The sequence below is a fragment of the Pigmentiphaga litoralis genome (assembly GCF_013408655.1).
In the GTDB taxonomy this organism is placed as follows: domain Bacteria; phylum Pseudomonadota; class Gammaproteobacteria; order Burkholderiales; family Burkholderiaceae_B; genus Pigmentiphaga; species Pigmentiphaga litoralis_A.
The window spans coordinates 4,169,468-4,195,204 of the sequence record NZ_JACCBP010000001.1; the positions used below are offsets into that span (position 1 = coordinate 4,169,468).

At 61.2% G+C, this 25,737-nt stretch carries 15 protein-coding genes; 9 read left to right on the forward strand and 6 right to left on the reverse strand.

What is annotated here, in order from left to right; translation table 11 throughout:
* Position 1: 1 nt before the first annotated feature.
* Together HD883_RS19025 and HD883_RS19030 are read right to left on the reverse strand one after the other, a co-directional pair.
* Positions 2-610, reverse strand: coding sequence for a flavin reductase family protein (locus tag HD883_RS19025; RefSeq protein ID WP_179588455.1), 609 nt, complete (start codon positions 608-610; stop codon positions 2-4).
* A 1,626-nt stretch (positions 611-2,236) separates the two neighbouring features.
* Positions 2,237-3,403 (reverse strand): pyridoxal phosphate-dependent aminotransferase, encoded by a 1,167-nt coding sequence (locus HD883_RS19030; RefSeq protein ID WP_179582562.1) that lies wholly within the window; start codon positions 3,401-3,403, stop codon positions 2,237-2,239.
* Between the two features lie 535 nt (positions 3,404-3,938).
* On the opposite strand from HD883_RS19030, the gene HD883_RS19035 reads away from it, so the two are divergent.
* Positions 3,939-4,145, forward strand: coding sequence for a cold-shock protein (locus tag HD883_RS19035; RefSeq protein ID WP_179582560.1), 207 nt, complete (start codon positions 3,939-3,941; stop codon positions 4,143-4,145).
* 106 nt (positions 4,146-4,251) lie between these two features.
* Here HD883_RS19035 and HD883_RS19040 read toward each other — a convergent pair whose 3' ends face one another.
* Positions 4,252-5,256, reverse strand: coding sequence for a D-2-hydroxyacid dehydrogenase family protein (locus HD883_RS19040; protein ID WP_179582558.1), 1,005 nt, complete (start codon positions 5,254-5,256; stop codon positions 4,252-4,254).
* A 190-nt stretch (positions 5,257-5,446) separates the two neighbouring features.
* Between HD883_RS19040 and HD883_RS19045 the strand changes: the two genes are divergently transcribed.
* The 6 genes from HD883_RS19045 to HD883_RS19070 all read left to right on the forward strand — a co-directional run bounded on the left by HD883_RS19045 (position 5,447) and on the right by HD883_RS19070 (position 19,004).
* Complete coding sequence (locus HD883_RS19045) at positions 5,447-7,312, forward strand: phosphoenolpyruvate carboxykinase (GTP) (protein ID WP_179582556.1); 1,866 nt, start codon at positions 5,447-5,449, stop codon at positions 7,310-7,312.
* A 6,612-nt stretch (positions 7,313-13,924) separates the two neighbouring features.
* A complete protein-coding gene (gene mnmG / locus HD883_RS19050) occupies positions 13,925-15,862 on the forward strand; it encodes a tRNA uridine-5-carboxymethylaminomethyl(34) synthesis enzyme MnmG (protein WP_179582554.1) in 1,938 nt (645 codons plus the stop codon).
* A gap of 33 nt (positions 15,863-15,895) precedes the next feature.
* The gene (gene rsmG / locus HD883_RS19055; protein ID WP_179588454.1) at positions 15,896-16,588 is read left to right on the forward strand and encodes a 16S rRNA (guanine(527)-N(7))-methyltransferase RsmG; all 693 of its coding nucleotides are present in this window, start codon (positions 15,896-15,898) and stop codon (positions 16,586-16,588) included.
* The gene (locus HD883_RS19060) at positions 16,585-17,151 is read left to right on the forward strand and encodes a lipocalin family protein (RefSeq protein WP_179582552.1); all 567 of its coding nucleotides are present in this window, start codon (positions 16,585-16,587) and stop codon (positions 17,149-17,151) included. Before rsmG ends, HD883_RS19060 begins: the two co-directional genes overlap by 4 nt.
* 35 nt (positions 17,152-17,186) lie before the next feature.
* Complete coding sequence (locus HD883_RS19065) at positions 17,187-18,047, forward strand: ParA family protein (RefSeq protein WP_179582550.1); 861 nt, start codon at positions 17,187-17,189, stop codon at positions 18,045-18,047.
* Between the two features lie 39 nt (positions 18,048-18,086).
* The gene (locus HD883_RS19070) at positions 18,087-19,004 is read left to right on the forward strand and encodes a ParB/RepB/Spo0J family partition protein (RefSeq protein WP_179588453.1); all 918 of its coding nucleotides are present in this window, start codon (positions 18,087-18,089) and stop codon (positions 19,002-19,004) included.
* A gap of 139 nt (positions 19,005-19,143) precedes the next feature.
* Here HD883_RS19070 and HD883_RS19075 read toward each other — a convergent pair whose 3' ends face one another.
* The 3 genes from HD883_RS19075 to HD883_RS19085 all read right to left on the reverse strand — a co-directional run bounded on the left by HD883_RS19075 (position 19,144) and on the right by HD883_RS19085 (position 22,901).
* Positions 19,144-20,343: a CobW family GTP-binding protein gene (locus tag HD883_RS19075; RefSeq protein ID WP_179582548.1), complete on the reverse strand. Its 1,200-nt coding sequence runs from the start codon at positions 20,341-20,343 to the stop codon at positions 19,144-19,146.
* 598 nt (positions 20,344-20,941) lie between these two features.
* The gene (locus HD883_RS19080) at positions 20,942-21,730 is read right to left on the reverse strand and encodes an IclR family transcriptional regulator (RefSeq protein ID WP_179582546.1); all 789 of its coding nucleotides are present in this window, start codon (positions 21,728-21,730) and stop codon (positions 20,942-20,944) included.
* A 181-nt stretch (positions 21,731-21,911) separates the two neighbouring features.
* A complete protein-coding gene (locus HD883_RS19085) occupies positions 21,912-22,901 on the reverse strand; it encodes a Bug family tripartite tricarboxylate transporter substrate binding protein (protein WP_179582544.1) in 990 nt (329 codons plus the stop codon).
* Between the two features lie 210 nt (positions 22,902-23,111).
* Between HD883_RS19085 and HD883_RS19090 the strand changes: the two genes are divergently transcribed.
* Positions 23,112-24,395, forward strand: coding sequence for an aromatic ring-hydroxylating dioxygenase subunit alpha (locus tag HD883_RS19090; protein ID WP_179582542.1), 1,284 nt, complete (start codon positions 23,112-23,114; stop codon positions 24,393-24,395).
* A 2-nt stretch (positions 24,396-24,397) separates the two neighbouring features.
* Positions 24,398-25,657: a zinc-dependent alcohol dehydrogenase gene (locus HD883_RS19095; RefSeq protein ID WP_179582540.1), complete on the forward strand. Its 1,260-nt coding sequence runs from the start codon at positions 24,398-24,400 to the stop codon at positions 25,655-25,657.
* The last annotated feature ends 80 nt before the right edge of the window (positions 25,658-25,737 follow it).

Sequence of the window (25,737 nt, forward strand, 5' to 3'; positions counted from 1 at the left end):
TTCACTTGGGCCGGCGCAGCTTGAACAGACCTTCGGGCAGGACTTCAAAATAGTCCGCCGGACCGCCCGCACGGAGCACGTGGCCGGCATGGGCCGTGTCGTAGATGCCTTCCCGCAGGCTGGACGGCGCGATGTGGATACCGACCACTTCACCCAGCACCAGCCAGGTCTCGACCTTCTCGCCTGCCGCACTCTGCAACTGGATCAGTTGTGACAGCCGGCATTCGAAGGACACCGGACTTTCGGCGACTCGGGGTACGCCCACGACTTGCGACGCAGCCGGGGTCAGGCCCGCCAACGCAAACTCGTCGACGTCGGGCGCGACCATCGCCGACGTCGCATTCATGCGCTCGACCAACGGACGGGTCACCAGATTCCAGCAGAACTCGCCGGTGGCTTCGATGTTATGCAGGCTGTCTTTGGACCCGATGCTGGCAAAGCCCACGATCGGCGGCGTGTAGTTGAACGCGTTGAAGAAACTGTAGGGCGCCAGGTTCAGTACGCCTTGCGTCGATCGCGACGAGACCCAGCCGATGGGACGGGGGCCGACGATGGCGTTGAACGGATCATGCGGCAGCCGGTGGCCCTGCGCGGGTTCATAGAAGTGCATGTCTTCTGACACAGAAGTCCTCTTGCTAGTCAGGTGACGCATGCGGGTGATGCCGATGCGCGCGGAGATAGGGAGTGTGGCAATGAGCTTAGCACCGGCCCATTCGAAGGCGCTGGATGGGAGCGCAGGAATGACTTTACGAAATGCGAAGCGGTGGCTGTGCGCGAACGCCGTGAATTTCAGGCGACGTCTGGTCGATATTCCGGCGCGGAATACCCGCTCGCCTGTTAGTCCGTCGCTGCTACGACCTGGCTGGACCTTTCATGCGCTGGCACGGTGGCGTGTTCTGGTCGTGTTTCAGTACCGATCCGCTCCGTCTTCAAGCTTTCCCGGACACGAAGCCACGCGGCATTCAGCTGGAACCCGTCAAAACCTGGCCTGTGGATAAGCTCTAGCAAGGGCGTCTGTGCACAAGGTGTTGAGCCTTTCTGAACAAGCCGCTTTCCAAAGCCTTCGCAAAAAGTTGTCCAAGATTGTGTGCAGCAGATGACCGGGGTTGTGCGCCGTCGCGATCCGGTCCAAGACCTTGATTGCAAAGCGGAATTCCGGGTTGTTCAAGTTATCCACAGCCTCCTATTAGCTGCCACTATGTAAATACATAGTTATTCATGGAACACCGCTAGCTTTCCAGAACGAGAAGGATGGGTGCGTTCACAGAAGCAGATGCCAGGAAAAAGTCGGAGCAGAAGCCATGCAGAACGACACGTTCTGTATGCGCTTGGATCGCTGGTTCGGTTCAACCAGCGTCAGGAAGAGCAGACAAATTGCTCAAAGTTTGTGCATATCGCCATGAATTAAGTGAATGATGCTTAAAAAGTGGGCATTCGCGGGTTGATCGCCGACTTATGAACAACAAGATCCGGCGTCTGGCAGCGGAAATGGCGTCGCTGACTCACCGTTTTCTCGGAATTCGGGTGGCTTCAGAAAGGTCGCCGCCCGATTTCGTTGCTGTCTGACTGGCAAAAACAACGCCTCATTTCGAGTCAGAAAATTTTTTTTGCTGGGAAGCAATAATTTTCGCCTGTGGATAACGCCTAGGGAGAGCGTCTGTGCACAAGCTGTTGATGCGTTCTGCACAAACCGGTTTTGGCGTCCTTCGCAAAAAGTTGTTCATGTTCACGCCGCAGTAAACAGTCGACTTTCAAGGGTAAAAACAAGCTTGCAAGTCATTGATTTTGCTAAGCATTTGATGGTTGTTCCACTTATCCACAGACACTTACTATCTGTGTGCTATCTGTACAGATAGCTTTGAGTAATTCAACACATGCCTTCGCTCCACAGGGCTGTCCGGAACACCGGCGTGGCCGATGGACAAGGCCGAATCGTTCCGGCATCCTTCAGGCTTCGCATCTCGGAAAGGATGCGTTGTCGAGGGAACTGGACTTCCTTCGCCAAGTTGCAAGCACGTGGAATGCACGGTCAAGGTCACCCGTTGGCGATGCCTGGCGATGGTCGGAATGCAGGCGGCCTTGCCTGGATACGAAGCCTGAACTCGGCCAGTTGTGCGCAGTGGCCAGACTGCGTAAAAAGCAGGCAGCGCGCCTTGTGAAGGGGCAGGTTGTTCACAGGCGAAAAAAAACCCGGCGTCGTGCCGGGCAGTGTGTGCAGTGCAGTGTCGCAGTGCAGTCAGACTCTCCGTAGCCGTTCGATGGCCAGATCGAGCGTCTCGGCGCGTTTGGCAAAACAGAATCGAACCAGCTGGCGGTTGGACGTGGCGGCATGCGGGTCGCCATAGAAGGCCGCGATCGGGATGACCGCCACGCCATGGTTCAAAGTCAGCCACCGCGCGAATTCCGCTTCCGGCAGGTCCGACACGGCGCTGTAGTCGGCCATCAGGAAGAAGGTGCCCGGGGAAGGCAGCACCTTGAAGCGCGTCGTGGCCAGGCCAGCAGCCAGCTGATCGCGTTTGGTCTGATAGAAGGCGGGCAGGTCCAGGTAGTGCCGGGGTTCCGCCATGAACACGGCCAGGCCGACCTGCAGCGGCGTTGCGACCGAGAACACCATGAACTGGTGCACCTTGCGGAATTCTTCGGTCATGTTTGCCGGGGCGCAGCAGTAGCCGATCTTCCACCCCGTGGTGTGGAAGGTCTTGCCGAATGACGAGATGACGAAGCTGCGGGCTGCCAGCGCCGGGCGACGCGCGACCGACGCATGGGGCACGCCGTCGAACACGATGTGTTCATACACCTCGTCCGAAATCAGGTAGATGCCCGTTTCGGCCACGATGCGTTCAAGGGCATCCAGATCGGCGTCGTTCAACACGGCGCCGGTCGGGTTGTGCGGGAAGTTGATCATCAACAGGCGCGTACGCGGCGTGATCGCGGCGCGCACCCTGTCCCAATCCGGCCGAAACGTGGGGTGGGAAGGGGTGGGCGGGGTCAGCGCCACCGGCACGGGAATGCCGCCCGCCAGACGAATCGCCGGCACGTACGAGTCGTAATTCGGCTCAAGCACGATGACTTCGTCGCCCGGATGGACGCACGCCAGGATCGCGGTCATCAGCGCCTGGGTCGCGCCGCTGGTGACGGTGATATCGCTGTCGGCATGGTAGTTGGCGCCGTACAGCTGCGTCGTCTTCAGGGCGATGGCCTCGCGCAGGGCGGCGATGCCGGGCATGAAGGCATATTGGTTGTGACCGTCCAGCATGGCCCGGTTCACGAGCGACAGCAGCTCGGGGTCCGGGTCAAAGTCCGGATAGCCCTGGCCAAGGTTGACGGCCTGGTGTTCAGCCGCGAGCCGGCTCATCACGGTAAAGATGGTGACGCCAACGTCGGGAAGTTTCGAGTTCAACATAAGGAATGGGTCCCGGAGGGATAAGGGCAGCCGCGCCAGTCTACTCGTACCGCCGGGTTCCGCAGCCTGCAGGGGTCCGCGGCCGGCCGCCGCGTTACTGATTTTGCCTACTGTCGAGTATGTATTTATTATCTCGGCGGCGCATCGAGGGCTGCCCGCGCACAACAAATCGAACCCGGATCCGTTGCACGGTTATTAATGCCGCCCTTAATGACGATGGCGCAAGAACGCAGAATGCGGCATACCAAATGGCATTCCGGCAGTAACTCGCACAGCGCTGGTGCACGCACGAAATCCGGTCCCAGAAAGGTGCGTATGCCCCGTTGTAGCGCCCCCTTGCGGCATTTCGCATACTTCACAAAAAGGGGTATTGATTCGCCCAATCCACGCAGGTATGCTGCATTTCGCAGTGGATTCAAGTATCACGCAAGTCCCGTCTGCCATCTGCGCGTGTGCGAATACCGCAGTCAGTTCGTGTCGGCGTTCTTGTTTTGCATTGTCTGATCTATTGGCACATATTTAGAGGACGCCGATCATGGCACAAAAGGGCAAGGTTAAATGGTTCAACGCGGACAAGGGCTTCGGTTTCATTACCCCCGACGCGGGTGGTCCTGACGTATTCGCACACTTCTCCGCCATCACGGGCCGCGGGTACCGCAGCCTGACCGAAGGCCAGGACGTGGAATATGAAGTGAAGGACGGCCCGAAAGGCCCGCAAGCAGCGGATATCAAGCCGCTGTAAGCGAACCGGCGGGCGCAAGCCCTGCCCGGGTGGTACGGCGTTAAAAAAAGCCCTCCTGGTTCGCCAGGAGGGCTTTTTCATTCCACGTGCAGGGCAGCTGTCGTGGCTACCGGGTACTGAGCACTTCCGGATTCACGATGTTCTTGGGCTGGCCTTCGACCCAGGCCACGATATTTTCGAACGCCACTCGAAAGTACAGTTCATAGCTGTCCGCCTCGACAAAGCCGATGTGCGGCGTGCAGATCACGTTTTCCATCCGCAGCAGGGGGTGGCCCTGCAGGATGGGCTCCGACTCGAATACGTCGATGGCGGCCAGGCCAGGGCGCCCACGGTTGAGCGCCAGTACCAGCGCATCGGACTCGATCAATTCCGCCCGCGACGTATTCACGATCAGCGCGGTCGGTTTCATCATGTTCAGATCCGCCTTGCTGACGATCCCGCGCGTGTCTTCGGTCAGCTTCAGCAGCAGGCTGACGACGTCGCACGTCTGGAAGAAGGTGGCCTTGTCGGGCGCCACGTCCCACCCGTCCGCCTTGGCGCGCTCCAGGGTGGACTCGCGTCCCCAGATCACCACGTTCATGCCGAAAGCCTTGCCGTAGCCCGCCACCAGCTTGCCGATCCGTCCATAGCCGTAGATGCCAAGCGTCTTGCCATGCAATACACTCCCCAGCCCGAAGTTCGGCGGCATCGACGAGGCTTTCATGCCGGATTGCTGCCAGGCGCCGTGCTTAAGGTTTGCGACGTATTGCGGAATACGTCGCATCGCTGTCATTATCAGGGCCCAGGTCAATTCGGCCGGCGCGACAGGCGAACCCACCCCTTGGGCGACCGCAATGCCGCGCGCCGTGCAGGCTTCCACGTCAACGTGCGATCCGGCCCGGCCGGTTTGCGCAATCAGCTTCAATTGAGGCAGTTTTTCGATCAATGCGCGGCTGATCGACGTGCGCTCGCGGATGAGCACCAGGGCTTCGGTATCGCGAAGCCGGACCGCCAATTGGCCAAGTCCCTTGACGGTGTTGTTGTAGACCTTGACCTCGTGCCCATCGAGCAAAGAAATGCAATGGAGCTTACGGGCGGCATCTTGGTAGTCATCCAGAATAGTGATGCGCATTCTTGGGTTCCTGATATGTTTTGCGGTGGTGAGTAACGAGTCGGTCAGGCAGCGCCACCAGCGGTAACCAACCCTTTCCAGGCCACGTCATGCGGTGGGATCGGGTGCAGTATATTAAGTCTGCCGGACCCATCGTTGTTCGGGCTATTCATAAATTCGGTGCAATCGCACCCCAGGAGAGACGTACGTCATGAACGCAATTCCCAAGACAGCGGAAGGCAGCATGCTTCCCGCAATCAACGCCCCCGAGTGGGTTCAACACGAAGCCCTCAAGGCGTGGGTGGCAGATGTCGCGGCTTTGACGCAACCTGACCGTATCGAATGGTGCGACGGTTCCCAAGAAGAATATGACCGCCTCTGCGCGCAGATGGTCGAGTCCGGCATGCTGCGCCGCCTCAGCGCCGACAAGCGCCCCAATTCCTATCTGGCCTGGTCCGATCCCGATGACGTCGCACGTGTCGAAGACCGCACGTTCATCTGTTCCGAACGCCAGGAAGACGCAGGTCCGACCAATAACTGGACCGACCCGACCGAGATGCGTGCCACCATGCACGGTCTGTTCGAAGGCGCCATGCGTGGCCGCACGCTGTATGTGATCCCGTTTTCGATGGGCCCGCTGGGTTCGCCGATCGCGCACATTGGCGTCGAACTGAGCGACTCGCCCTACGTGGTCGTCAACATGAAGCTGATGACGCGCATGGGCAAGCAGGTCTATGACGTGCTGGGCACCGACGGCGAATTCGTGCCGTGCGTCCATACCGTTGGCGCACCGCTGCAGGCCGGTCAGGCCGACGTGCGCTGGCCTTGCAACAACACCAAGTACATCGTCCATTACCCCGAAACGCGCGAGATCTGGTCCTTTGGTTCGGGCTACGGCGGCAACGCTCTGCTTGGCAAGAAGTGCCTGGCGCTGCGTATCGCTTCCAAGATGGGTCAGGACGAAGGCTGGCTGGCCGAACACATGCTGATCCTGGGCGTGACCGCACCGGACGGCGCCAAGATGCACGTGGCCGCGGCATTCCCGTCGGCTTGCGGCAAGACCAACTTCGCCATGATGATCCCGCCGGCAGCGCTGCCAGGCTGGAAGGTCACGACGATCGGCGACGACATTGCGTGGATCAAGCCAGGCAAGGACGGCCGTCTGTACGCCATTAACCCGGAAAACGGCTACTTCGGCGTGGCCCCGGGCACGAACGAAAAGTCCAACTACAACTGCATGGCCTCGCTGCGCGAAAACGTGATCTTCACGAACGTTGCGCTGACTGACGACGGCGACGTCTGGTGGGAAGGCATGGGCGAGCCGCCCGCGCACTGCACCGACTGGCAAGGCAAGGACTGGACGCCGGAAATCGGCAAGTCCACCGGCCGCAAGGCTGCCCACCCGAACGCCCGCTTCACGGTTGCTGCCGTGCAGAACCCGGTGATCGATCCCGAGTACGACAACCCCGCCGGTGTCGCGATCGACGCGTTCATCTTCGGTGGCCGTCGTTCGACGACTGTGCCTCTGGTCACGCAAGCGCGCAACTGGAAGGAAGGCGTCTACATGGCCGCCACGATGGGGTCGGAAACGACTGCCGCCGCTGCGGGTAAACAAGGCGTGGTCCGCCGCGACCCGTTCGCCATGCTGCCGTTCTGCGGCTATAACATGAGCGACTACTTCCAGCACTGGCTGGCGCTGGGCGAAAAGCTCGAAGCGTCGGGCGCCAAGCTGCCTGGCATCTTCTGCGTCAACTGGTTCCGCACCGACGAGAATGGCAAGTTCGTGTGGCCAGGCTTCGGCGAGAACATGCGTGTTCTGAAGTGGATGCTGGAACGTATCGAAGGCTCGGGCACGGGCACGGAACACGTGTTTGGCGTGTCGCCGAACTACGACGACATGACCTGGGAAGGTGTGGACTTCACGCGTGAACAGTTCGACCAGATCACCGCGATCGACACCGCTGCATGGCGCGAAGAACTGAAGCTGCACGACGAGTTGTTCGCGTTGCTGGAACAGCGTCTGCCGGCAGAATTGCTGGCGGTGCGCAAGCAGCTGGACCAGCGTCTGGGTGCGTGATTTGGCGGTCGTTTGACTGCGGATTGACCGTGGATTGATCTTGAATTTGCGGTCCTGGATGGCGCTTTGCTGGAAAGCAGAGGGTCGTACCGGGGAAGAAAAAAAGGGCGCTTCGGCGCCCTTTTTTTGTTTGTTGATCATTGTTGAACGTGCTCATTGGTGAATGCGGTCGTTTTTGAGCAGGTGTTGTAATTAGCCATCTAAGTAAAAAGATGGAGTCGGTTTTTTGTTTGAGGTCGGGTTTTTGGTTGTGGGTAGGTGCGGGGATGGGCGGGGGGCTGGGGCAGGGCGGGGCGGAAACCGGAAAAGGGTCTCGGTTGGAGGGAACGGTCGGTTGGGAGGCGACTTGGTGGCTGCTGGTTCCTGCTGGTCGCTGCGGATCGCGGACTGCGGCTGTGGATTGCGGCTGTGAACCGCGGCTGCGGAGGCGGGCTGTGGAGTTGTCAGGGTGACCTATGGCGACCCTTCAGGCGGCTTGCTTTCGCTGTTCCGCTGACTGGCGTCGCGATTTGGCAACTGAGACCGCTTTCCCCATTTGAGCAAGCGAGCCACCATCAGTTTTCCTGTTTTTGACCGCTAACTCTAGAACTGGCTATGTCCTGGTTTCAGGGACGACAATTACTGTCTGGCATTCAAATCGAGCTTTTAAGACGGCATGGAATGCTTTTGTGTTCCGCAGACATGGAAATGGCTGTTGGGCTCATTAGGCTCCCTTGGGCTTCGGACGACGGCCTTCTGCCTTGTTTCACGCGCGAAGGCTTTCGGCCCAAATGACCCGGTCGACGCACCATGTGCAAGCTCTCCAGTGGCTGATCGCTTTCAGTGATCGGTCCCATGCAGTGGACTCGATTGATTCGTACCAAACTTTGGCATTCGGTGGCCTTTTAGCAGGCCGCTCTCGTTTGTACGTGTTCCGACGTTATCTTCCAAGCCGTGATAGTCGTCGGCGCGAGGCAGCCATATATCCCTGGGTCTTACTTTGAGTAAACGCTCCCTTGCGTACGGACCCGTTGGACCGGGGTGCGCGACCTGGACTTGTGGAGCACGGGTGGTCAGCGCGCCGCAGCGACGCAGCACAATGGCGGATGGCGACATCAACGTTCCCATGGAACACAGTGGAGATGGGGGGGCCGCACGCTATGGAAAAACTGCCTTTCAGCGATCCGCGGGGGTTGGGAGTTTGCATGTTCGTGCGTACACAGCATTCCCTTTGAACGGGCCCCGCGCGTTTCTGACGCTTCTACTGCCTTTTTTCCCGGTAGCTCGGCTTGACCAGCGGCAGCCCGGAGGTTTTCAAGCTTGCGGCCAGCTGCTGCGGTGTTATCTGCGTGCCGTGCCGGGCCGACTACCCCAAAGCACAAAGCTGTGGATAACTGCTCTCAGGGTGATGTCGGCATATTGTGGATAAGTGTCAAACTTGTACCTGCAATGTGGGCCTTTTAGGTGATTAGCCCTTCGCCACAAGGCAAATTGAAGGCGAGGCGGCTTCGCAAAGCGTTGTCATTGAGTGATCGTTGGTCGCCATTCATGTTTCAAGCTCGGGTTGGTTTCACGTGGAACACTCACAGATATACCAACTGAACCCTTACACTGCGCCACTTTCAAGCTTAATTCTCCATCCGTACACCCCGACCAGCCGAAATATCACCTAGAAAGCTTAGCGCACGCGTATCTGGAACCCTCAACCAGAAAGAGAAGATGGACTCATCGTCGGCTTCTTGTCGGCCCTGTGGGCAACTTTGGGGAAAAGAAGCGCCTCCAGTCGTTTTATAGACCAGAAAACAAATGCCTAATGGCGATGCAGCATTGTTTTCGACTACCCACCATTTTTCGGTATTCGGTGCATAACCATGTGGACAACTGCACGCCGGCAGATCCCTAAATTTGTGGACAACTAAGGCGACATACCCGATCGAGAAGGTCCAAAGATCGTCACAGCAGTCGTTTCACCCGCTTTGGTGCGAAGGATCCGATCTACGACGCGCGAAGCAACCTGGCGGATCCTCAGCACTCCTGCTGTGGCGATCACGACGCCGAGTTTCCAGCACCTTGCTCAAGTTCGCACTGGTTCTCAGCATTCCGACCGGACACAACCGTAATGCCGCTGAATGCCCGTGTCAGTCACACACTTGCGGCAGGTTCCACGTTCAACGTCACGGAAAGGATGGAGCGGGGGGCTCGCGACCAAGCGCGCTGTGGGCAACTTTGGGGAAAAGAAGCAGTGTGAGCCTCCGTGTGACGGTGGGTGGGCGTGCCCAATTCATGGACAACGCAGATTCGGTGGTCTGTGGCCTATCAGCTGAACCTTTGCCTCCTCCTTACGCGATTCGTCGGTCAAAAGGCAGAGCGGCCCTGCCAGCCATCCCCATCTGTGCCATGTCCAAAGGCACGCCTGCAAGAGCAGCGCAGGTGATGGTCGACGGCCAGATGGCGTCAATGAGGAGGCCGAGCACTGTGCGCCTTGGCGTGCCCCTAGCCATGGCGTCTTCGCCCGCCCATCCCAAAGACGTTGAAGCCCAGTAGATACAGAGTGCGATGGCCTACTCGGTTAGACCGCGACCAGCGCGGAGGCCGCGCACTGTTATCCGCGCCGGACCCGCGTTCATGGCGCGCGTGAGTAGCAGATAAGCGCAGAAGGTGCCTTGCGATAACAGACGCACGTAGCTAACCACACGGCACCCCGCACGTTGCTGGGCGCCGCCGCCAAGACATGGCGTGCGTAGTGGCAGCGGATCAGTTGCGGTCAGCTTGGTCACTACATGAAGTCCCAAGCGAGTGAACCGCGGATGGCTGGGGACCGGAAGATGATTCTTCGGACCCGCCATCGCATGGTCGGGCAGACATGACGGGCTTGGTACGGCGGACACGGCACGGCAGACAAGGCGAGGCGTGACCACGCAGGTGCGTTGCTAGAGGAATGCGCCTCGGCAAGATGCCCAGACTTCATTCGTAATTGCCAGGGCGCAGCGTGGCAGGGCCGGCAGCCACGACGACTGAGAGCTACCGAACGATCAGGGGATCCCGCTTATCGGACCGACATATTGGACCTCCTATCGACAGGCGGGAACGGGGCCAGGCGGGCAGACTACAGCGCGTGCGCCGTGGGGCAACGGCAGCTTAAGTTCCATATGCCTCACCAAGGGTCGCGGGCCGACATAAGCAACATTGGGACGCTTGGACGCTGAGACGCTGGATGGCGGGGCAGGCAAGCCGGGCAGATTAGCCGCTACCGGTGATGGCTTGCTGGCTGACACAGAGCCCCCGCGGACGCTGGAACGCGCGCGAAGCGGAGGGCAGGTCATGTGTGTCGGTGTGCAATCCGCTCGGCAGGGCGAGGGGGTGGCTGAGGTGAACACATCGCACAACCTGGTAGAACCCGAAAGGGTAGCTGTCAGGCCACTGGTGGTGTGGCGTGAGCAGTAGGAGGCGGACAGTAGGAGGCGGTCAGTAGGATGCGGGCGGTACTAGGCTCACAGTTCTAGGGCGGGTGGCGGGAGGCTGGCAGTCCGAGGGTGGTAATGCGAGCCCAATGCGGGGCTGGCAGTGGAAGGCGGGTGTAGGAGGCGGCCAGCGGGAAGCTGGCCGTGAGAAGCGGGTTATTGCGAGACGGGCGGTTGCGAGGCGGGTAATGCGGGGCGGGTACTACGACGCGGGCTGTGCAAGCCGGCAGTGCGATGTAGGCAATGCAAGGCTGACAGTGGGAGGGGGCATTGGGAAGCCGGCAGTGAGAGGCGGGCTATTGCGAGGCGGGTAATGCGTGGCGGGTTAATACGACGCGGGCAGTGCACAGCCGGCAGTGCAAAGCCGGCAGTGCGAGGTGGGCAATGCAAGGCTGATTGTGGAAGGCCGCAGTGGAAGGTCAGCAGTGGAAAGCTGGCAGTGCGAGGCTAGTAATGCGAGCCTTGCGGTTGCGACGCTTGCAGTGGGAGTCTGGTGGTAAGGCGGGTAGTACGAGGATGACAGTGCCATGAGGGCAGTGGGACGCTGGTAATGGAAGGCTTGCAGTGTGAGCCTGCATTCTAGCTAGCAGTGCGAGGTTGGCAGTAGAAGGCGAGGCGGGCAGCGCAGGCCGCCAGTGCGACGTGGGCAATGGGAATCTGGCATTGGAATGCCGATAGTGGAGCTGGCAGTGGAAAGCCGGCGTTGGCCGGCAGTGATTGGGCGGCTGGCACGGTGAGCCTGTCGTAAGAAGCCGACGGTGGAAGGCTGGCAATGGGAGCTAGTACTGAAGCCTGATTCGCACTGGCCCAACGGCGAACATCGGGCAAGTCGATCGTCCTGTTCGACCACATTTAAGCGCGAGTGGTCTCCTCGTCTAGCCGCCGCGCTACGCAGAGGGTGTCTGTCACACCGGTGTTGCATGGCGGAAATGGCGCCTTAGCAGAGGCCGGCGATGAGAGCGTCCAGGGCATCAAGCAGGCCGAACCCGGTTGCCGGAGACTGGAACCACGTGAAACAAACGAACATCCTCAGATGCGCCGTGGCGGCGAAAAAGAGCGGTCAAGCAAGTTGCAGGCGGGCGTCGGTCGGTTGCCTGTTCCACGGGTACATCTGCCAGTGGCTGTTTCTCCCGGCGGCTGGAACTGCCGGCGGCTGATCTGCCAATGGCCGCATGTGCCAGTCGTTGCATAGCATCTCTCGGTGACTGCATCTCCTTGTGCCTGCACCTCCCAGTGGCGCGTTTGCCGATGGCTGCATTGACCGGCGGTTGCATCGCCCGGTGGTTCCATAGCGCGGTTCTTACATCTCCCGGTTCATGCACCTCCCGGTTCCTGCACCTTCTGGTGGTTGCACCTTCCGGGATCTGCATCTGCCGGTGACTGCATCTCTCGGTCGCCACATCTTTAAGCGGCCACATATCCGGGTGGTTGCACCTTTCAGTGGCGCGTTTGCCGGTGGCTGGATCTCCCGGCGGTTGTAGGCATCGGCAGCTGCACCCGCCGCAGATCCGACCACCGGAGGTTGCAGCCGCTGGGAGATGCAGGCACGGGCAAATGCAGCCATCGGCAGAAGCACCCACCGTCAGATTCGATCGTCGGAAGTTGAAGCCACCGTGAGATGCAGCCACTGCGAAGGCATCCATCGGCAGATGTACTCATCGGCAGTTCCAATCGGCGACAGGTCCAATCACTGGCGGAGGCAACCACTGGCAGAGGCAACGGCTGACGGAGGCAACCACTGGCGGAGGCAACCACTGACAGAGGCAACGGCTTGCAGAGGCAACGGCTGGCAGAGGCAACCGCTGTCACCGTCAATCGCCGGCAGGGGCAACAGCCTCAGCCACTCCAGCTCCGACAACCGAGACACCCGACTACTCGTCGGATCGAATAACGGGTAGGTTTGAATCACCGGTATGTACAGACAGGGAGATGCACCACTACGGCCGATTCCAACCGCCGATGGAGTCATCTACGGAAAGATTCAGTCGCCGCCGCAAGCAGCTTGTCATAAGTCGGATGAAGCCGCCGAGTTGGGTGCCCGAGTTGGTGATTTTTGTAGCTACGCTGGCAGGTCTGGCGCGTGGGTGTGGTCCGCCCTCCTGACGTGGACCGACATATGCAACTGCAGATCTGTAGCTGATCGCTATTTGCGATAGGCTGAGAAGTGCAAGTCCGCCTTGCTGAACCACGCTTTGTCCCCGCTCTTGGTCGCTCCTCGCATCGTTCTATGTCGGCCCGCCGCTCAAAGCTCTCCCACTCGATCCTCGCCAAGTGGTCCCGATTCGCCGTTGTTCGGACCTCGGCAACGCTTGCTTTCCCGGATCGCAAGCTAAGACGTTCTCGGCCACACTTGGCCTACTACGTTGTGGAACAGTTCCGTACTCGCATCAGTGCGTGGGTTAGTGACCGAATGCGATGGGGTGCGTCATCGCGTCCGCATAGAGCTTCCTGACCGCCTTGCACTTGCCCACTCACTCCCCCGGGCGTCTGCCTGCGTCCTGCCCACTGGCCCAGTCCTACATGGGCGGGGAGGGCGCCGACCATGCACGTCCTGCCTCGCAAGGAACAATCAGGGACGTTTAAAGTCAGATATCTCCTGACGCTGCGGCGCAGTTTGCGGCTACCGAACGCTGGCGAGCAAACACCCAAGTGCGGTCGTCGCGGCGGATGTTTCACGTGGAACATCACTGAGGATAAGGTTTCGGTTTCACGTTTTGCGACTCCAAGACGTGAACCGATGCCCAACTAGGCAAGCCGACCCAAATCGAACCTCTCTTAGCCACAATCGGAAGGCACCGCGTCTTGTGGAAAAGGTTGGGGATAAGGCTGGGATAAGTTTGGATACCTAGTTAGGAGCAATTAGCGCCATCATGATCCCCTGACAGATGCGGCGAAACTGCACCCGTCGCAGCCCAAACGGCTGCATCGCAGACACGCAATCCCTGCCCACTGCTTAGCCCTCGCTCGCCCGCACCCGTGCCAATGTTTCACGTGAAACATCACAACTTTGCTGTGTTCCACGTGAAACATTGAACCCTGGCTTGTCGCCCGGATGTCCTAAACATTCGCCCACGGCAGCCCGACACACCTATAATCATGAGTCTTGCCTAAACTCTGTGCAGTTTTGGCGAGGCGACGGGACCGAGCCTGGATCCCTTACTGGATGCTCATTATGTTGTACCCCACCGAATTCGACGTCATTGTGGTTGGCGGCGGTCATGCCGGAACCGAAGCTGCGTTGGCTGCTGCCCGCTCGGGAAGCAAGACGCTGCTGCTCACGCACAACATCGAGACGCTTGGTCAGATGTCCTGCAATCCTTCCATTGGTGGGATCGGCAAGGGGCACTTGGTCAAGGAGGTCGATGCACTTGGCGGCGCCATGGCGCTGGCCACGGACGAAGCGGGCATTCAGTTCCGGATTTTGAACGCGTCCAAGGGACCTGCGGTCCGTGCCACGCGCGCGCAGGCTGACCGGGTGTTGTACCGCAAGGCGATCCGCGAACGTCTCGAAAACCAGCCGAATCTTTGGCTGTTCCAGCAGGCCGTGGATGATCTGATGCTGGAGGGCGACCGTGTCGTTGGCGCGGTGACGCAGATTGGATTGCGTTTCCGCAGCCGCACGGTGGTTCTGACCGCCGGTACTTTCCTGAACGGCCTGGTCCACGTGGGGCTCCAGAACTATCCGGCCGGCCGTGCGGGCGATCCCCCAGCGGTGTCGCTGGGCATGCGCTTGCAGGAATTGAAGCTGGGGCAGGGACGTCTGAAGACGGGTACGCCGCCCCGCATCGATGGCCGCAGCATCGACTTCAGCAAGACGGAAGAGCAGCCGGGCGACCTGGATCCGGTGCCGGTGTTTTCGTATTTGGGCAACACTGCCATGCACCCGCAGCAGGTGCCGTGCTGGATCACGCACACCAATGAGCGGACGCACGACATCATTCGCGCGGGTCTGGATCGGTCGCCGATGTATACCGGTGTGATCGAAGGGGTGGGTCCTCGGTATTGCCCGTCGATCGAGGACAAGATTCACCGCTTTGCCGATAAGGCGTCGCATCAGATCTTCCTGGAACCAGAAGGGCTGACAACAAACGAGTTTTATCCGAATGGGGTGTCGACCAGCCTGCCGTTCGATGTCCAGCTGGACCTGGTGCGTTCCTTGCCAGGACTGGAGAACGCCCACATCCTTCGCCCGGGTTATGCCATCGAGTATGACTATTTTGATCCACGTGGATTGAAGGCGTCGTTCGAAACGCGTGCGATCGGTGGTCTGTTCTTTGCCGGGCAGATCAATGGGACGACCGGTTACGAAGAGGCTGCCGCGCAAGGGTTGCTGGCAGGTATCAATGCGTCGCTGCAGGCTCAGGGCAAGGAAGCGTGGACGCCGCGTCGCGACCAGGCTTACCTGGGCGTGCTTGCCGATGACCTGATCACCCGGGGCGTGACGGAACCCTACCGGATGTTCACGTCGCGCGCGGAATACCGCCTTAGCCTGCGTGAAGACAATGCCGATGCGCGGCTGACGGAAGTGGGCCGGGAACTGGGTCTGGTGGACGACGCGCGCTGGGATGCCTTCAATCGCAAGCGTGACGCAGTAGCGAGCGAAGTCGAGCGCCTGAAGTCGACGTGGGTGAATCCCCGGTCGTTCCAGGCGGACGCCGCGACCCAGTTGCTGGGCAAGCCGATCGAACGCGAGTACAGCTTGTTCGACCTGCTCAAGCGGCCCAATGTGTCGTACGAAGATTTGATGAAAGCAGAGAACGGCGATGCCGGTCTGCTGGCAGGCCCGGGCGTGAACGATCCGATCGTGGCCGATCAAGTCGAGGTCCAGGTCAAGTATGCCGGCTACATCACGCGTCAGCAGCACGACGTCGAGAAACAGGCAGGGCACGAGAATCAGCGCATTCCTGCGGATATCGATTACGACAGCGTCACCAGTCTGTCTTTCGAGGTTCGCCAGAAGTTCAAGACGCATCGTCCGGAGACCGTGGGCCAAGCCGCCCGCATCTCTGGCGTCACACCGGCGGCGATTTCCCTGCTGCTGATTCACCTGAAACGGCGCCAGCATGCTCGGCGCGCAGCGGACGGATCATCCAATCAAGTGGCAGCCTGAGCCGTGGCAGAATCGACCAAACCCGATCTATCCCTGACCGACGCCCCCTTCAACGGCGGTGTTTTTGCCGACAAGCTGGCGGCGGATTGCGCCACGCTGCGCCTTCCGCTCAACAATATCCAGATCGACCGGCTGCTGAATTATCTGGCGCAGATGCTGCGCTGGAATCGCACGTATAACCTGACGGCCATTCGTGAGCCGGAGCAGATGCTGTTGCATCACATCGTCGACAGCCTGTCGGTGGTGCCTGAACTGGCGCAGCACCTGCAGGGCAAGCCGGCTCGCATTCTGGATGTCGGATCGGGCGGCGGGTTGCCGGGGGTGGTCTTGGCCATTGCCAAGCCAGATTGGGAAGTGTGCTGCGTCGACGCCGTGGAAAAGAAGACCTCGTTCGTGCGCCACATTGCCAGTGTGCAGGCGCTCAAGAACCTGAGCGCCGTGCATTCACGCGTCGAAGATCTGGCACTGACCCATAGCGATATCGTCATCTCCCGTGCGTTCGCCTCGCTGCAGGATTTCGCTGCGCTGGCGGGCCGGCATGTGCGTCAGGGCGGAAGCCTGGTCGCCATGAAAGGGCATCCGCCGGAAGAAGAAATCACGACCGTTCGCGATCAGGGCGAATGGCGCGTGACGGGGGTGACGCCCCTGTATGTTCCACGTTTATCAGCACGCCGCTGCCTGGTCTGGATGGACCGCGGCGACGTGGCTCAGGAAGGAGAAGCATGATGGTTCGTCGGCTCGTTGCCGGGACCTGCGTTGCTCTGGCGGTGGCTGCTGTGTCGGCTATCGCGTTTGCCGCAGCCCCTCCGGTAACCTCGGTCCCGCAGTTGGATGTCGTCAACTACATGGGCCAGTGGTACGAGATCTCCAAGTACCCGAACCGATTCCAGAAGGATTGCCGGCGGAACACGACGGCAACGTATCGTGCCTTGCCTGAAGGCGGCATCGAGGTCGTCAATCGATGCGAACAGGAAAACGGAAAGGTGGAAGAGGCGGTGGGACGTGCGCGTCCAGGCAAGACATCGTCTCAGCTGGAAGTGCGTTTTGCGCCGTCGTGGTTGTCGTTCCTGCCGTGGGTATGGGCCCCGTATTGGGTGATCCAGCTTGCTCCCGACTATCGGTATGCTGTGGTCAGCGAACCTGACCGTGAATACTTATGGATATTGGCACGCAGCCCGACGCTGTCGCCCGAGGACCAGCGTGACATCATGTCGAAGCTGGCGGATCAGGGCTACGACACAAGCAAGCTGCAACGCACCGAGCAGACCGGCAACCCCACCCAAAAATGAAGCGAACCCACGACTAGATGTCTCCAGATTCCAGCATGCCCAGTCCGGTAACGGACGGCGAAAGCCCCGTCAGTCTCGATGCGATCACCGGGGTCGAGCCGCTCAACGCAAAGAGCGCCCGCGCGACCGCCCGGGTGTTCTGCATTGCCAACCAGAAGGGCGGGGTGGGCAAGACCACCACGGCCGTCAACCTGGCAGCGGGATTGGCATCGCACGGCCAGCGGGTCCTGCTGATCGATCTTGACCCGCAGGGCAACGCGACCATGGGTAGCGGCATCGACAAGCGCCAACTGGCCGCGACGCTCTACCAGGTGTTGATTGGCGAGGCGACCATTGCCACCGCCGCGGTGCCGTCCGAGGCGGGCGGCTATGACGTCCTGCCATCCAACCGCGAATTGGCGGGCGCAGAGATTGACCTGGTGGATCTGGACGACCGCGAACAGCAACTGAAGCACGCCATCGCGACCGTGGCGGACCGCTACGACTTCGTGCTGATCGACTGCCCACCCACGCTGTCCTTGTTGACCCTGAACGGATTGACTGCCGCACACGGCGTGATCATTCCGATGCAATGCGAATACTTTGCGCTGGAAGGTTTGTCCGATCTGGTCAACACCATCAAGCGAGTGCACGCGAATTTGAATCCCGACCTGCGCGTGATCGGTCTGCTGCGAGTCATGTTTGACCCGCGCATCACCCTTCAGCAGCAGGTGTCCGCACAACTGGAAAGCCACTTCGGAGACAAGGTGTTCGAAGCGGTCATTCCGCGGAACGTCCGCCTTGCCGAGGCGCCGAGTTATGGCATGCCCGGCGTGGTGTTCGATCCGAATTCCAAAGGGGCCCAGGCCTACCTTGCGTTCGGCGCCGAAATGATCGAGCGCGTGAAGACGCTGTAGTCCGGAGCACCCATGGATACGAAAGCAGGACTCAAGAAAGTGACCATCAAGAAACCCAAAGGCCTCGGCCGTGGACTCGACGCCTTGCTGGGCGCCGACGCGCCCGCCGTAAGTGGCCTGGGCAAGCGGGGCGGCGAGGCGGAGCCCAGTGGACCGCCGGCGGTGCTGCCCATTGCCCAGATGCAGGCCGGGCAGTACCAGCCTCGGTCGCGCATGGACGAGGGTGCGCTTGCCGAACTGGCCGAGTCCATCCGTACCCAGGGGATCATGCAGCCTATCCTGGTGCGCGCCTTGGGCAAGGACAAGTACGAGATCATTGCCGGTGAACGGCGTTTCCGTGCGGCGCAGCTGGCTGGCCTGACCGAGGTGCCGGTGCTGGTCCGCGAGGTGACGGACGAGAACGCCGCGGTGATGGCGCTGATCGAGAACATCCAGCGTGAAGACCTGAACCCGCTTGAAGAGGCGCAGGGCGTCCACCGCCTGATCGATGAATTTGGCATGACCCATGAAGTGGCCGCCCAGGCGATCGGCCGTTCACGGTCGGCGACGAGCAATCTGCTGCGCCTGTTGAATCTGGCGGCGCCGGTGCAGACCATGTTGCTGGCGGGTGACCTGGATATGGGTCACGCACGCGCGCTGTTGTCAGTGGACGCGGCGACCCAGATCCAGTTGGCGACGCAGATCGTGGCGAAACGCATGTCGGTGCGGGAAGCTGAAAAGCTGGTCGCGCAGACGCAGGAAGAATCGCAGCAGAAGGCGGGCGGGAAGAAGGCGTCTTCCAAGTCACGCGATGTGACGCGGCTGGAAGAGGCGCTTTCGGACCGGCTGGGTACCCAGGTTGTCTTCAAGATCGGCGCGAAGGACAAGGGTCAGATCGTGATCGACTTCCACGGCTGGGAGCACTTGTCGTCCTTGCTGGAAAAGCAGGGATTTGGCGATGTGCTGGAAGGCAGCTGAAGCGATGGGCGAAATGTGAATCCGCGCCCAGCGGGTGGATCTGGGAAAAGGCGGCTCTGGCCGCCTTTTTCTATGGGCGCTCGGAATGGCGGGACGGGCGGATCGATTTCACTGGGAACGTTGGCGGCGAAAAGGCTTTTCAGGCTGGCATCGATAGGATAAGGCCCGCGCGGGCAGCTGATCCGCGGCAAATGACCGTCAATCCGTATCGTCGTCCCGAGATCGTGGACACAGCCTGTTTTTGCACCTGGACCTCCAGGCCGTCTTTTCCGACCGACAGCTGGACTGACGCGTCGACGCCGTCGTCCAGTTGCACCCACCCTTTGACGCGGAGCAGGGAATGGCCGAAATCGTCGGCCAGGGCCTGCAGGCGCCCGATCAGATCGTCGTGCGCCAGCGGCTCAGACATCACTACGAAGGTCGTGATGGCATCGTGGGCGTGGGAATGGGAATGGGCGTGGATCTCGGCGTCGGCGTCGGCGCTATGACCCTGGGCGGATGTGCGCTCGTGCTCGTGAGCGTGGTCCCGTCCATGCGCATCGCCGTGCCCTGGATCACGGACGCCGGCAACCGCATCGCGCTCAATATTTTCATCTGATCGAAATTGGTCTTGATCAAAATTGGGCGCGTTTAAATCCTGATCATGATCAATTTTGAACGTACTCAGGCCGTCACGGCTGGAGGTCGTGCCGGAGTCTGACGGGATCGGCCCGTCAGACACACGGGTCAATGCGCCTTCCACAGACGTCCATTCCAGATCCCCCGCCGCGGATTGCATCTGCGTTGCCGCAGCGTTAAGGCCCTGCAGCCGTGCACCCAGTGCGTCCGCATCTGCCGTCGATGCCAGGTCGGTCTTGGTGATGACCAGCACGTCCGCATGGGCGATCTGTGACCGCGCTTCGGCGTGGCGCGCCAGGACCGTCTCTGCCGCGGTCACGCTCAGGGTAGTGATGACACCCGCCAGTCGATAGCGCTCGCGTAGCAGGGCTACCTGCTCGAACGCGGCAATCACAGGCCCCGGATCCGCCAGGCCGGTCGTCTCGATCACCACCGAAGGAAAGGCCGGCATACGCCGTTGCAGGCGTGCCCAGAACAGGGATTCCAACGCTTCTTCCAGCCCCGGCAAGCCGGTACAGCACACACAGGCATTCGCGATCAGCGACGGGGTGTCGCTGGCGGCCGCGATGATCTGATCGTCGTAGCCGACCTCGCCAATCTCATTGACGATGACCGCGGCGTCTTTCAACGCGGCACTGCGCAGCCAGCGGCAGAGGAGGGTGGTCTTGCCGCTGCCAAGAAAGCCGGTGACAAGGTAGACAGGGATGCGAGCGATGGTCATGAGATACGAAGGAGCTACGAAGGCGGAAGGCGGAAGGCGGAAGCAGGTTGGCACGGGTGGACCGGGTGGCACGGGTGGCACGCGGACAGGAATGCCTCTGCAAAAAACGCGCCGGCTTGCCGTGACTGGCCAACAGTGCGTTTGTGGAACGCGCCGGCGGGCAGGGCAGTTGAAGCAAAAACCACCTGGCCGCAGCAGCCCGAGCAGCCGCAACCATGCCCAGCAACGCCGATGGACCAGCAACGCCGATGGACCAGCAACGCCGATGTACCAGCATCGCCGATATACCAGCAACGCCGATGAACCAGCAACGCCGATATACCAGCAACGCCGATGAACCAGCAACGCCGATATACCAGCGACGCCGATGGACCAGCAACGCCGATATACCAGCGACGCCGATGGACCAGCAACGCCGACACACCAGCAACGCCGATACACCGGCAACGCCGATATACCAGCACGGCCACCAGCACAGCCGCTATATCAACACAGCCGCTAAACAAACCCAGCCGCTACCAACCCAGCCGCTACCAACACAGCCCGCCCCCCTTCTTGCATGCGAGCATCGCCAACTCGCCTGTGCCGTCCTTTCAGGTCACACCGCGTGGTGTCCCAGCCTTGAAGACACGGCTTCCGTCGCTTCCAGCAACGCTGGCACGAAGCTGCGCAGCGTCTTTTTCGACAGGCGCTGGATCGGGCCAGCAACACCGATGGCGGCGATGACGTTGCCGCCCAGATCGCGGATCGGCGCGGCAATACCGCGCATGCCCAGTTCGCTTTCCTCGTCATCGACCGCAAAGCCGTTGCGCCGGACGGCGTCGAGCGTCTTGCGCAGTTCGACCGGGTCCGTCGTGGTGTTCGGGGTGCGCGCGACCATCGGTTCTTTCAGTATGCGTCCGATCACATCGACCGGTTGGTACGCGAGCAGCGCACGGCCTTCGCTGGTGCAGAACGCGGGCTTGCGCGCACCGATGTAGCTGTTCATGCGGATCGCCTGCAGGCTTTCCAGGTTGAACAGGTACATGATGCTGCTGTGGTCCAGCGTGGCCAGGTGCACGGTTTCGCCGGTTTTTTCGCGCAGGGTGTGCAGATGCGGCAGCGCCAGGTTGGGCACGTCCATGCGGCGCCGCACGAGGGCACCCAGCGCGAACAGACCGAGGCCCAGACGGTAGCGGCCGCTGTCGGGATTCTGCTCCAGCAGGCCCTCGGCGGTCAGCGTGGAAGCCAGCCGGTGCACGGTGCTTTTTGCCACCCCCAGGCGTTTGGCCAGGGTGCTGATGCCGATCTCGACCTCGTCTTCCGAAAAGGTCTTGAGCAGGCGGATGGCGGAGGTGACCGATGACAAACGTCCTTCTGGGGTCTCGATCTGTTCAGGTGAAGTCATGGATGGCGGTTCCGGAGAAGGCCCTCTTTATACCTGCATCACTCTGGTGGCACAAAAATGCCGCAGAAAAGGCCAGAGCAAAAGGCCCCCGCAAAGGCCCCCGCAAAGGCCCCCGCAAAGGCCCCGACGCCAGCAGGCCGGGCGCCACCCGAATCCCGCTGGCGCATTCCGCCGACGCGGCTTACTTCTTCGCCACCGCCGCTTCCTTCACATATGGCGTCCAGTGATCGATCTCTTTCTTCACATACTGATTGAAGGTCGGCACGTCCCAATCAAAGGTTTCCATGTTCTGCGTCGCCAGTTCCTGCACGGCGGCGGGCGTCTTGAGTCCGCGCCGGACTTCGGCGTTGAGCTTGTCGACCAGGGCCGGGTTCATGCCTGCGGGGCCGGACAGCGAGAACCAGGTCGTGCCTACCAGCCGCGGGTAGCCCAGTTCGGCAAAGGTCGGCACGTCGGGAAATTCGGCGATGCGTTTGGACGACGTGACGGCGATCGCGCGCAGGCGGCCCGAGCGGATGTTGCCGGCGGCGGTGGTCAGGGTCGTGAAGGCGGCGGGCACCTGATTGGCGGCCACGTCGGCCACGGCAGGGTTGGCGCCCTTGTAGCTGATCTGCACCAGGTTCAGACCTGTTTCGGCACGGAAGGCTTCACCAATCAGCGCGGCGTGCGTGCCCTGGCCGGGCGATCCCCAACTCAGGCCTTCGGGGCGTGACTTGGCGTAGGCAATGAAGCCGGCCAGGTCCTTGATGGGCAGCGTGGCGTTAACAGCCAGCACGGCCGGTGGGCCGCCGAGGATGGCGATGTGGGTGAAGTCCTTGATGGGATCGTAGGCGTTCGGATTGTCGACCGGCGCGACCACATGCGAGCCGATGCCTGACACCACCAGCGTGTAGCCGTCGGGTTCGGCGCGCGCCACCAGTTGCGAGCCGATGATGCCACCGGCGCCGCCGCGGTTTTCCACCACGAAGGTCTGCTTGAAGACGTCGGACAGGTGTTTGGCGATGACCCGGCCCAGGGTGTCCGAGCTGCCGCCCGGGGCGTACGGAACGACGACGCGGACGGGTTTGGTGGGCCAGGCGGCGGCGGTCTGCGCACAGGCCATGCCGGTGGTGGCCGCCAGCGCGGCCGTGGTGAGCAGCAGGCGTGCAAACGCCCGTCGATGTTGGTTCATGCATGTCTCCTGATGTTGTCGCGTTGCCAAATCTGAGGTCGGCTACCGCGTGATGCGTATTCGTCGTGCGAGCTCCAAATCCCATCCGCGTTGTGTTTGACAGATGTCGAAAGGCAATGATAACGTCGTTTCTTAATAAGGAACAACGTTCTTATATACGGAACGGCGGCATTCGAAGCATCGCATTCAGGAAGTCGAGGAGACACCCCCATGTTGAAAAAAGAACAGAACGACCTGCTCACGCAAACCGGTCCGGGCACGCCCATGGGCGACCTGTTCCGCCGCTACTGGCTGCCCGTGCTGCTGAAGGAAGAACTGCCCGAACCGGGCTGTGAGCCGGTGCGGGTGCAGCTGTTGTCGGAGCGCATGATTGCGATCCGCGACACGGAAGGGAACTACGGCCTGATGGACGAGTTCTGTGCGCATCGCGGCGTGTCGCTGTGGTTCGGCCGCCACGAGCCGGGTGGCATTCGCTGCCCCTATCACGGCTGGAAATACCGCACCGACGGCCAGTGCGTCGAAGTGCCGTCGGAACCCGAAGGCAGCAAGCTGTGTGATCGCATCAAGCTCAAGGCGTATCCGCTCGTCGAGCGCGGCGACATCTTGTGGACGTACATGGGCCCGCCCGAAATGCAGCCGCCGCTGCCCGAATTCGAATTCGCCATGGTGCCAAGTTCGCAGCGCTTCACGTCCAAGCGCATTCAGGAAAGCAACTGGCTGCAGGCGCTGGAAGGCGGCATCGATTCCAGCCACGTGTCGTGGCTGCATCGCGACAGCCTGAACAGCGACCCCTTGTTCAAGGGCGCGGCCGGCAACCAGTACAACCTGCAGGACATGCGCCCGGTGTTCGAAGTGGTGGACAGTGACGATGGCCTGTTCGTGGGCGTGCGCCGCAACGCCGGCCCCGACAAGTACTACTGGCGTGTCACGCCCTGGATCGTGCCGTATTTCACGATGGTGCCGCCGCGCGGCGACCACCCGATCCATGGCCATTTCTGGGTGCCGATCGACGACGAACATTGCTGGACCTGGAGCTTCGATTACCACGCGCGCCGCGACCTGACCGAGCACGAAGTGCAGGCCATGCGCGACGGCAAGGGCATCCACGTCAAGTACGTGCCGGGCACCTTCATTCCGATGCAGAACAAGGCCAACAATTACCTGATCGACCGCCAGGCCCAGCGCGAAGGCCGCACCTATAGTGGGGTGGATGGCATTGGCATGCAGGACGCGTCGCTGCAGGAAAGCATGGGCCCGATCCAGGACCGCACGCGTGAATTCCTGACGTCGACCGACAACGGCATTGTGATGATGCGCCGCCGCCTGATGCGCGTGATCAAGGAAATGCAGGAAGGCGTCGAGCCGCCCGCCCTCCAGCCTGAAGCCCATCACGTCCGATCGGCAGCGGTGGTGATCGGTCGCGACGAAGACTTCCGCGTCGCCGCCAAGGATGCCTTGCGCGTGCAGCCCGACCGCGGCCACGCGTCGGTCTGACCATGAGCGCATCCTTTCTTGCTGCGGTGGCCGAGCCGGGGACGCTGCCGTCGGCGGGCGCGGGGGCTTCATCCGCGGCATCCGCTGGTACGTCATCTGCGGCCAACAGAGTGCCCAAGCCAGCGCCCAACAGCGCGGCCAGCATTGCGCCCGGATCGGCCCCCGGATCGGCGGCCAACGCTTCTTCCGCCAACCGCATCGTGCTGCGCGAGTTCACCGCGCCGCCCGAGACGGAAACGAGTGGTCTCCTCAAGATCGCGATCACGGGCGTGTGCGGCAGCGACTGGCCCTACTACCAGCAACTGCCCGCCAGCCGCGGCCCGTTGATCCTGGGCCACGAAACCGTCGGCCACATCGACCGGCTGGGCGCGGTGGCGCGCGCCAAATGGGGCGTGAAAGAAGGCGACCTGGTGGCGCTGGAAGAGTACCTTCCTTGCGGCCATTGCGAGTTCTGCCGCAGTGGTGAATTCCGTTTGTGCGACGCCACGGATTGGCGACTGGGTGGCCTGCGTTACGGCGCCACGGGCCTGAAGACGGCGCCGGGCCTATGGGGCGGTTTTGCGCAGTACCAGCACTTGCACCTGAACACCGTGTTCCACCGCGTGCCGTCGGGCGTGTCCCCGCGCCACGCGGCGCTGGCCTTGCCCTTGGCCAATGGGATCGAGTGGACGTATCTGCATGGTGGCGCCGGACCGGGTCAGACCGTGGTGATCCAGGGTCCGGGTCAGCAGGGCTTGTCGTGCGTGGTGGCCGCGAAAGAAGCGGGCGCACAGATGATCATCGTGACTGGCCTGTCCACCGAGACCGACCGCGCACGCCTGGCCCTCGCGCGCCGGCTGGGGGCGCATCACACCATCGATATCGGTGAGCAGGATTTGCTCCAGACGGTGGCGGATCTGACGGGCGGAACGATGGCGGACCTGGTGATCGATTGCGCGGCGGGGGGCACGGAGTCGGTGACGACGGCGATGCAATTGGCGCGCAAGCGGGGAAGGGTGATCCTGGGCGGGCAGAAGCGGCGCAAGCTACCGGAGTTCGATAGCGACATCATCATTGCTCGCTTCCTGACGGTGAAGGGGATGCGGGGGCATAGCTATGAGTCGGTGGAACTGGCGTTGCAGTTGATTGCGGGGGATCGGCATCACGTGACGGAGATGAGTACGCATACGTTCGGGTTGGCGGATACGGATCTGGCGTTGCGAAGTCTGGTGGGGGAGGGGGTGGAAGGACCGGTGCATATGACGATTGATCCTTGGGTCTGACTTCCTTGGTCGTTGCTCAATGTCGCTCAATGTTGAGCAGGTTCATTACGCTTTCTGTTGTTCTTTGCTGTTGCTGTTGT

Coding starts and splice junctions, on each gene's coding strand:
- HD883_RS19025 (WP_179588455.1), bottom strand. CDS start 610: ATGCACTTCTATGAACCCGCGCAGGGCCACCGGCTGCCGCATGATCCG.
- HD883_RS19030 (WP_179582562.1), bottom strand. CDS start 3,403: ATGTTGAACTCGAAACTTCCCGACGTTGGCGTCACCATCTTTACCGTG.
- HD883_RS19035 (WP_179582560.1), top strand. CDS start 3,939: ATGGCACAAAAGGGCAAGGTTAAATGGTTCAACGCGGACAAGGGCTTC.
- HD883_RS19040 (WP_179582558.1), bottom strand. CDS start 5,256: ATGCGCATCACTATTCTGGATGACTACCAAGATGCCGCCCGTAAGCTC.
- HD883_RS19045 (WP_179582556.1), top strand. CDS start 5,447: ATGAACGCAATTCCCAAGACAGCGGAAGGCAGCATGCTTCCCGCAATC.
- mnmG (WP_179582554.1), top strand. CDS start 13,925: ATGTTGTACCCCACCGAATTCGACGTCATTGTGGTTGGCGGCGGTCAT.
- HD883_RS19060 (WP_179582552.1), top strand. CDS start 16,585: ATGATGGTTCGTCGGCTCGTTGCCGGGACCTGCGTTGCTCTGGCGGTG.
- HD883_RS19065 (WP_179582550.1), top strand. CDS start 17,187: ATGCCCAGTCCGGTAACGGACGGCGAAAGCCCCGTCAGTCTCGATGCG.
- HD883_RS19075 (WP_179582548.1), bottom strand. CDS start 20,343: ATGACCATCGCTCGCATCCCTGTCTACCTTGTCACCGGCTTTCTTGGC.
- HD883_RS19080 (WP_179582546.1), bottom strand. CDS start 21,730: ATGACTTCACCTGAACAGATCGAGACCCCAGAAGGACGTTTGTCATCG.
- HD883_RS19085 (WP_179582544.1), bottom strand. CDS start 22,901: ATGAACCAACATCGACGGGCGTTTGCACGCCTGCTGCTCACCACGGCC.
- HD883_RS19090 (WP_179582542.1), top strand. CDS start 23,112: ATGTTGAAAAAAGAACAGAACGACCTGCTCACGCAAACCGGTCCGGGC.
- HD883_RS19095 (WP_179582540.1), top strand. CDS start 24,398: ATGAGCGCATCCTTTCTTGCTGCGGTGGCCGAGCCGGGGACGCTGCCG.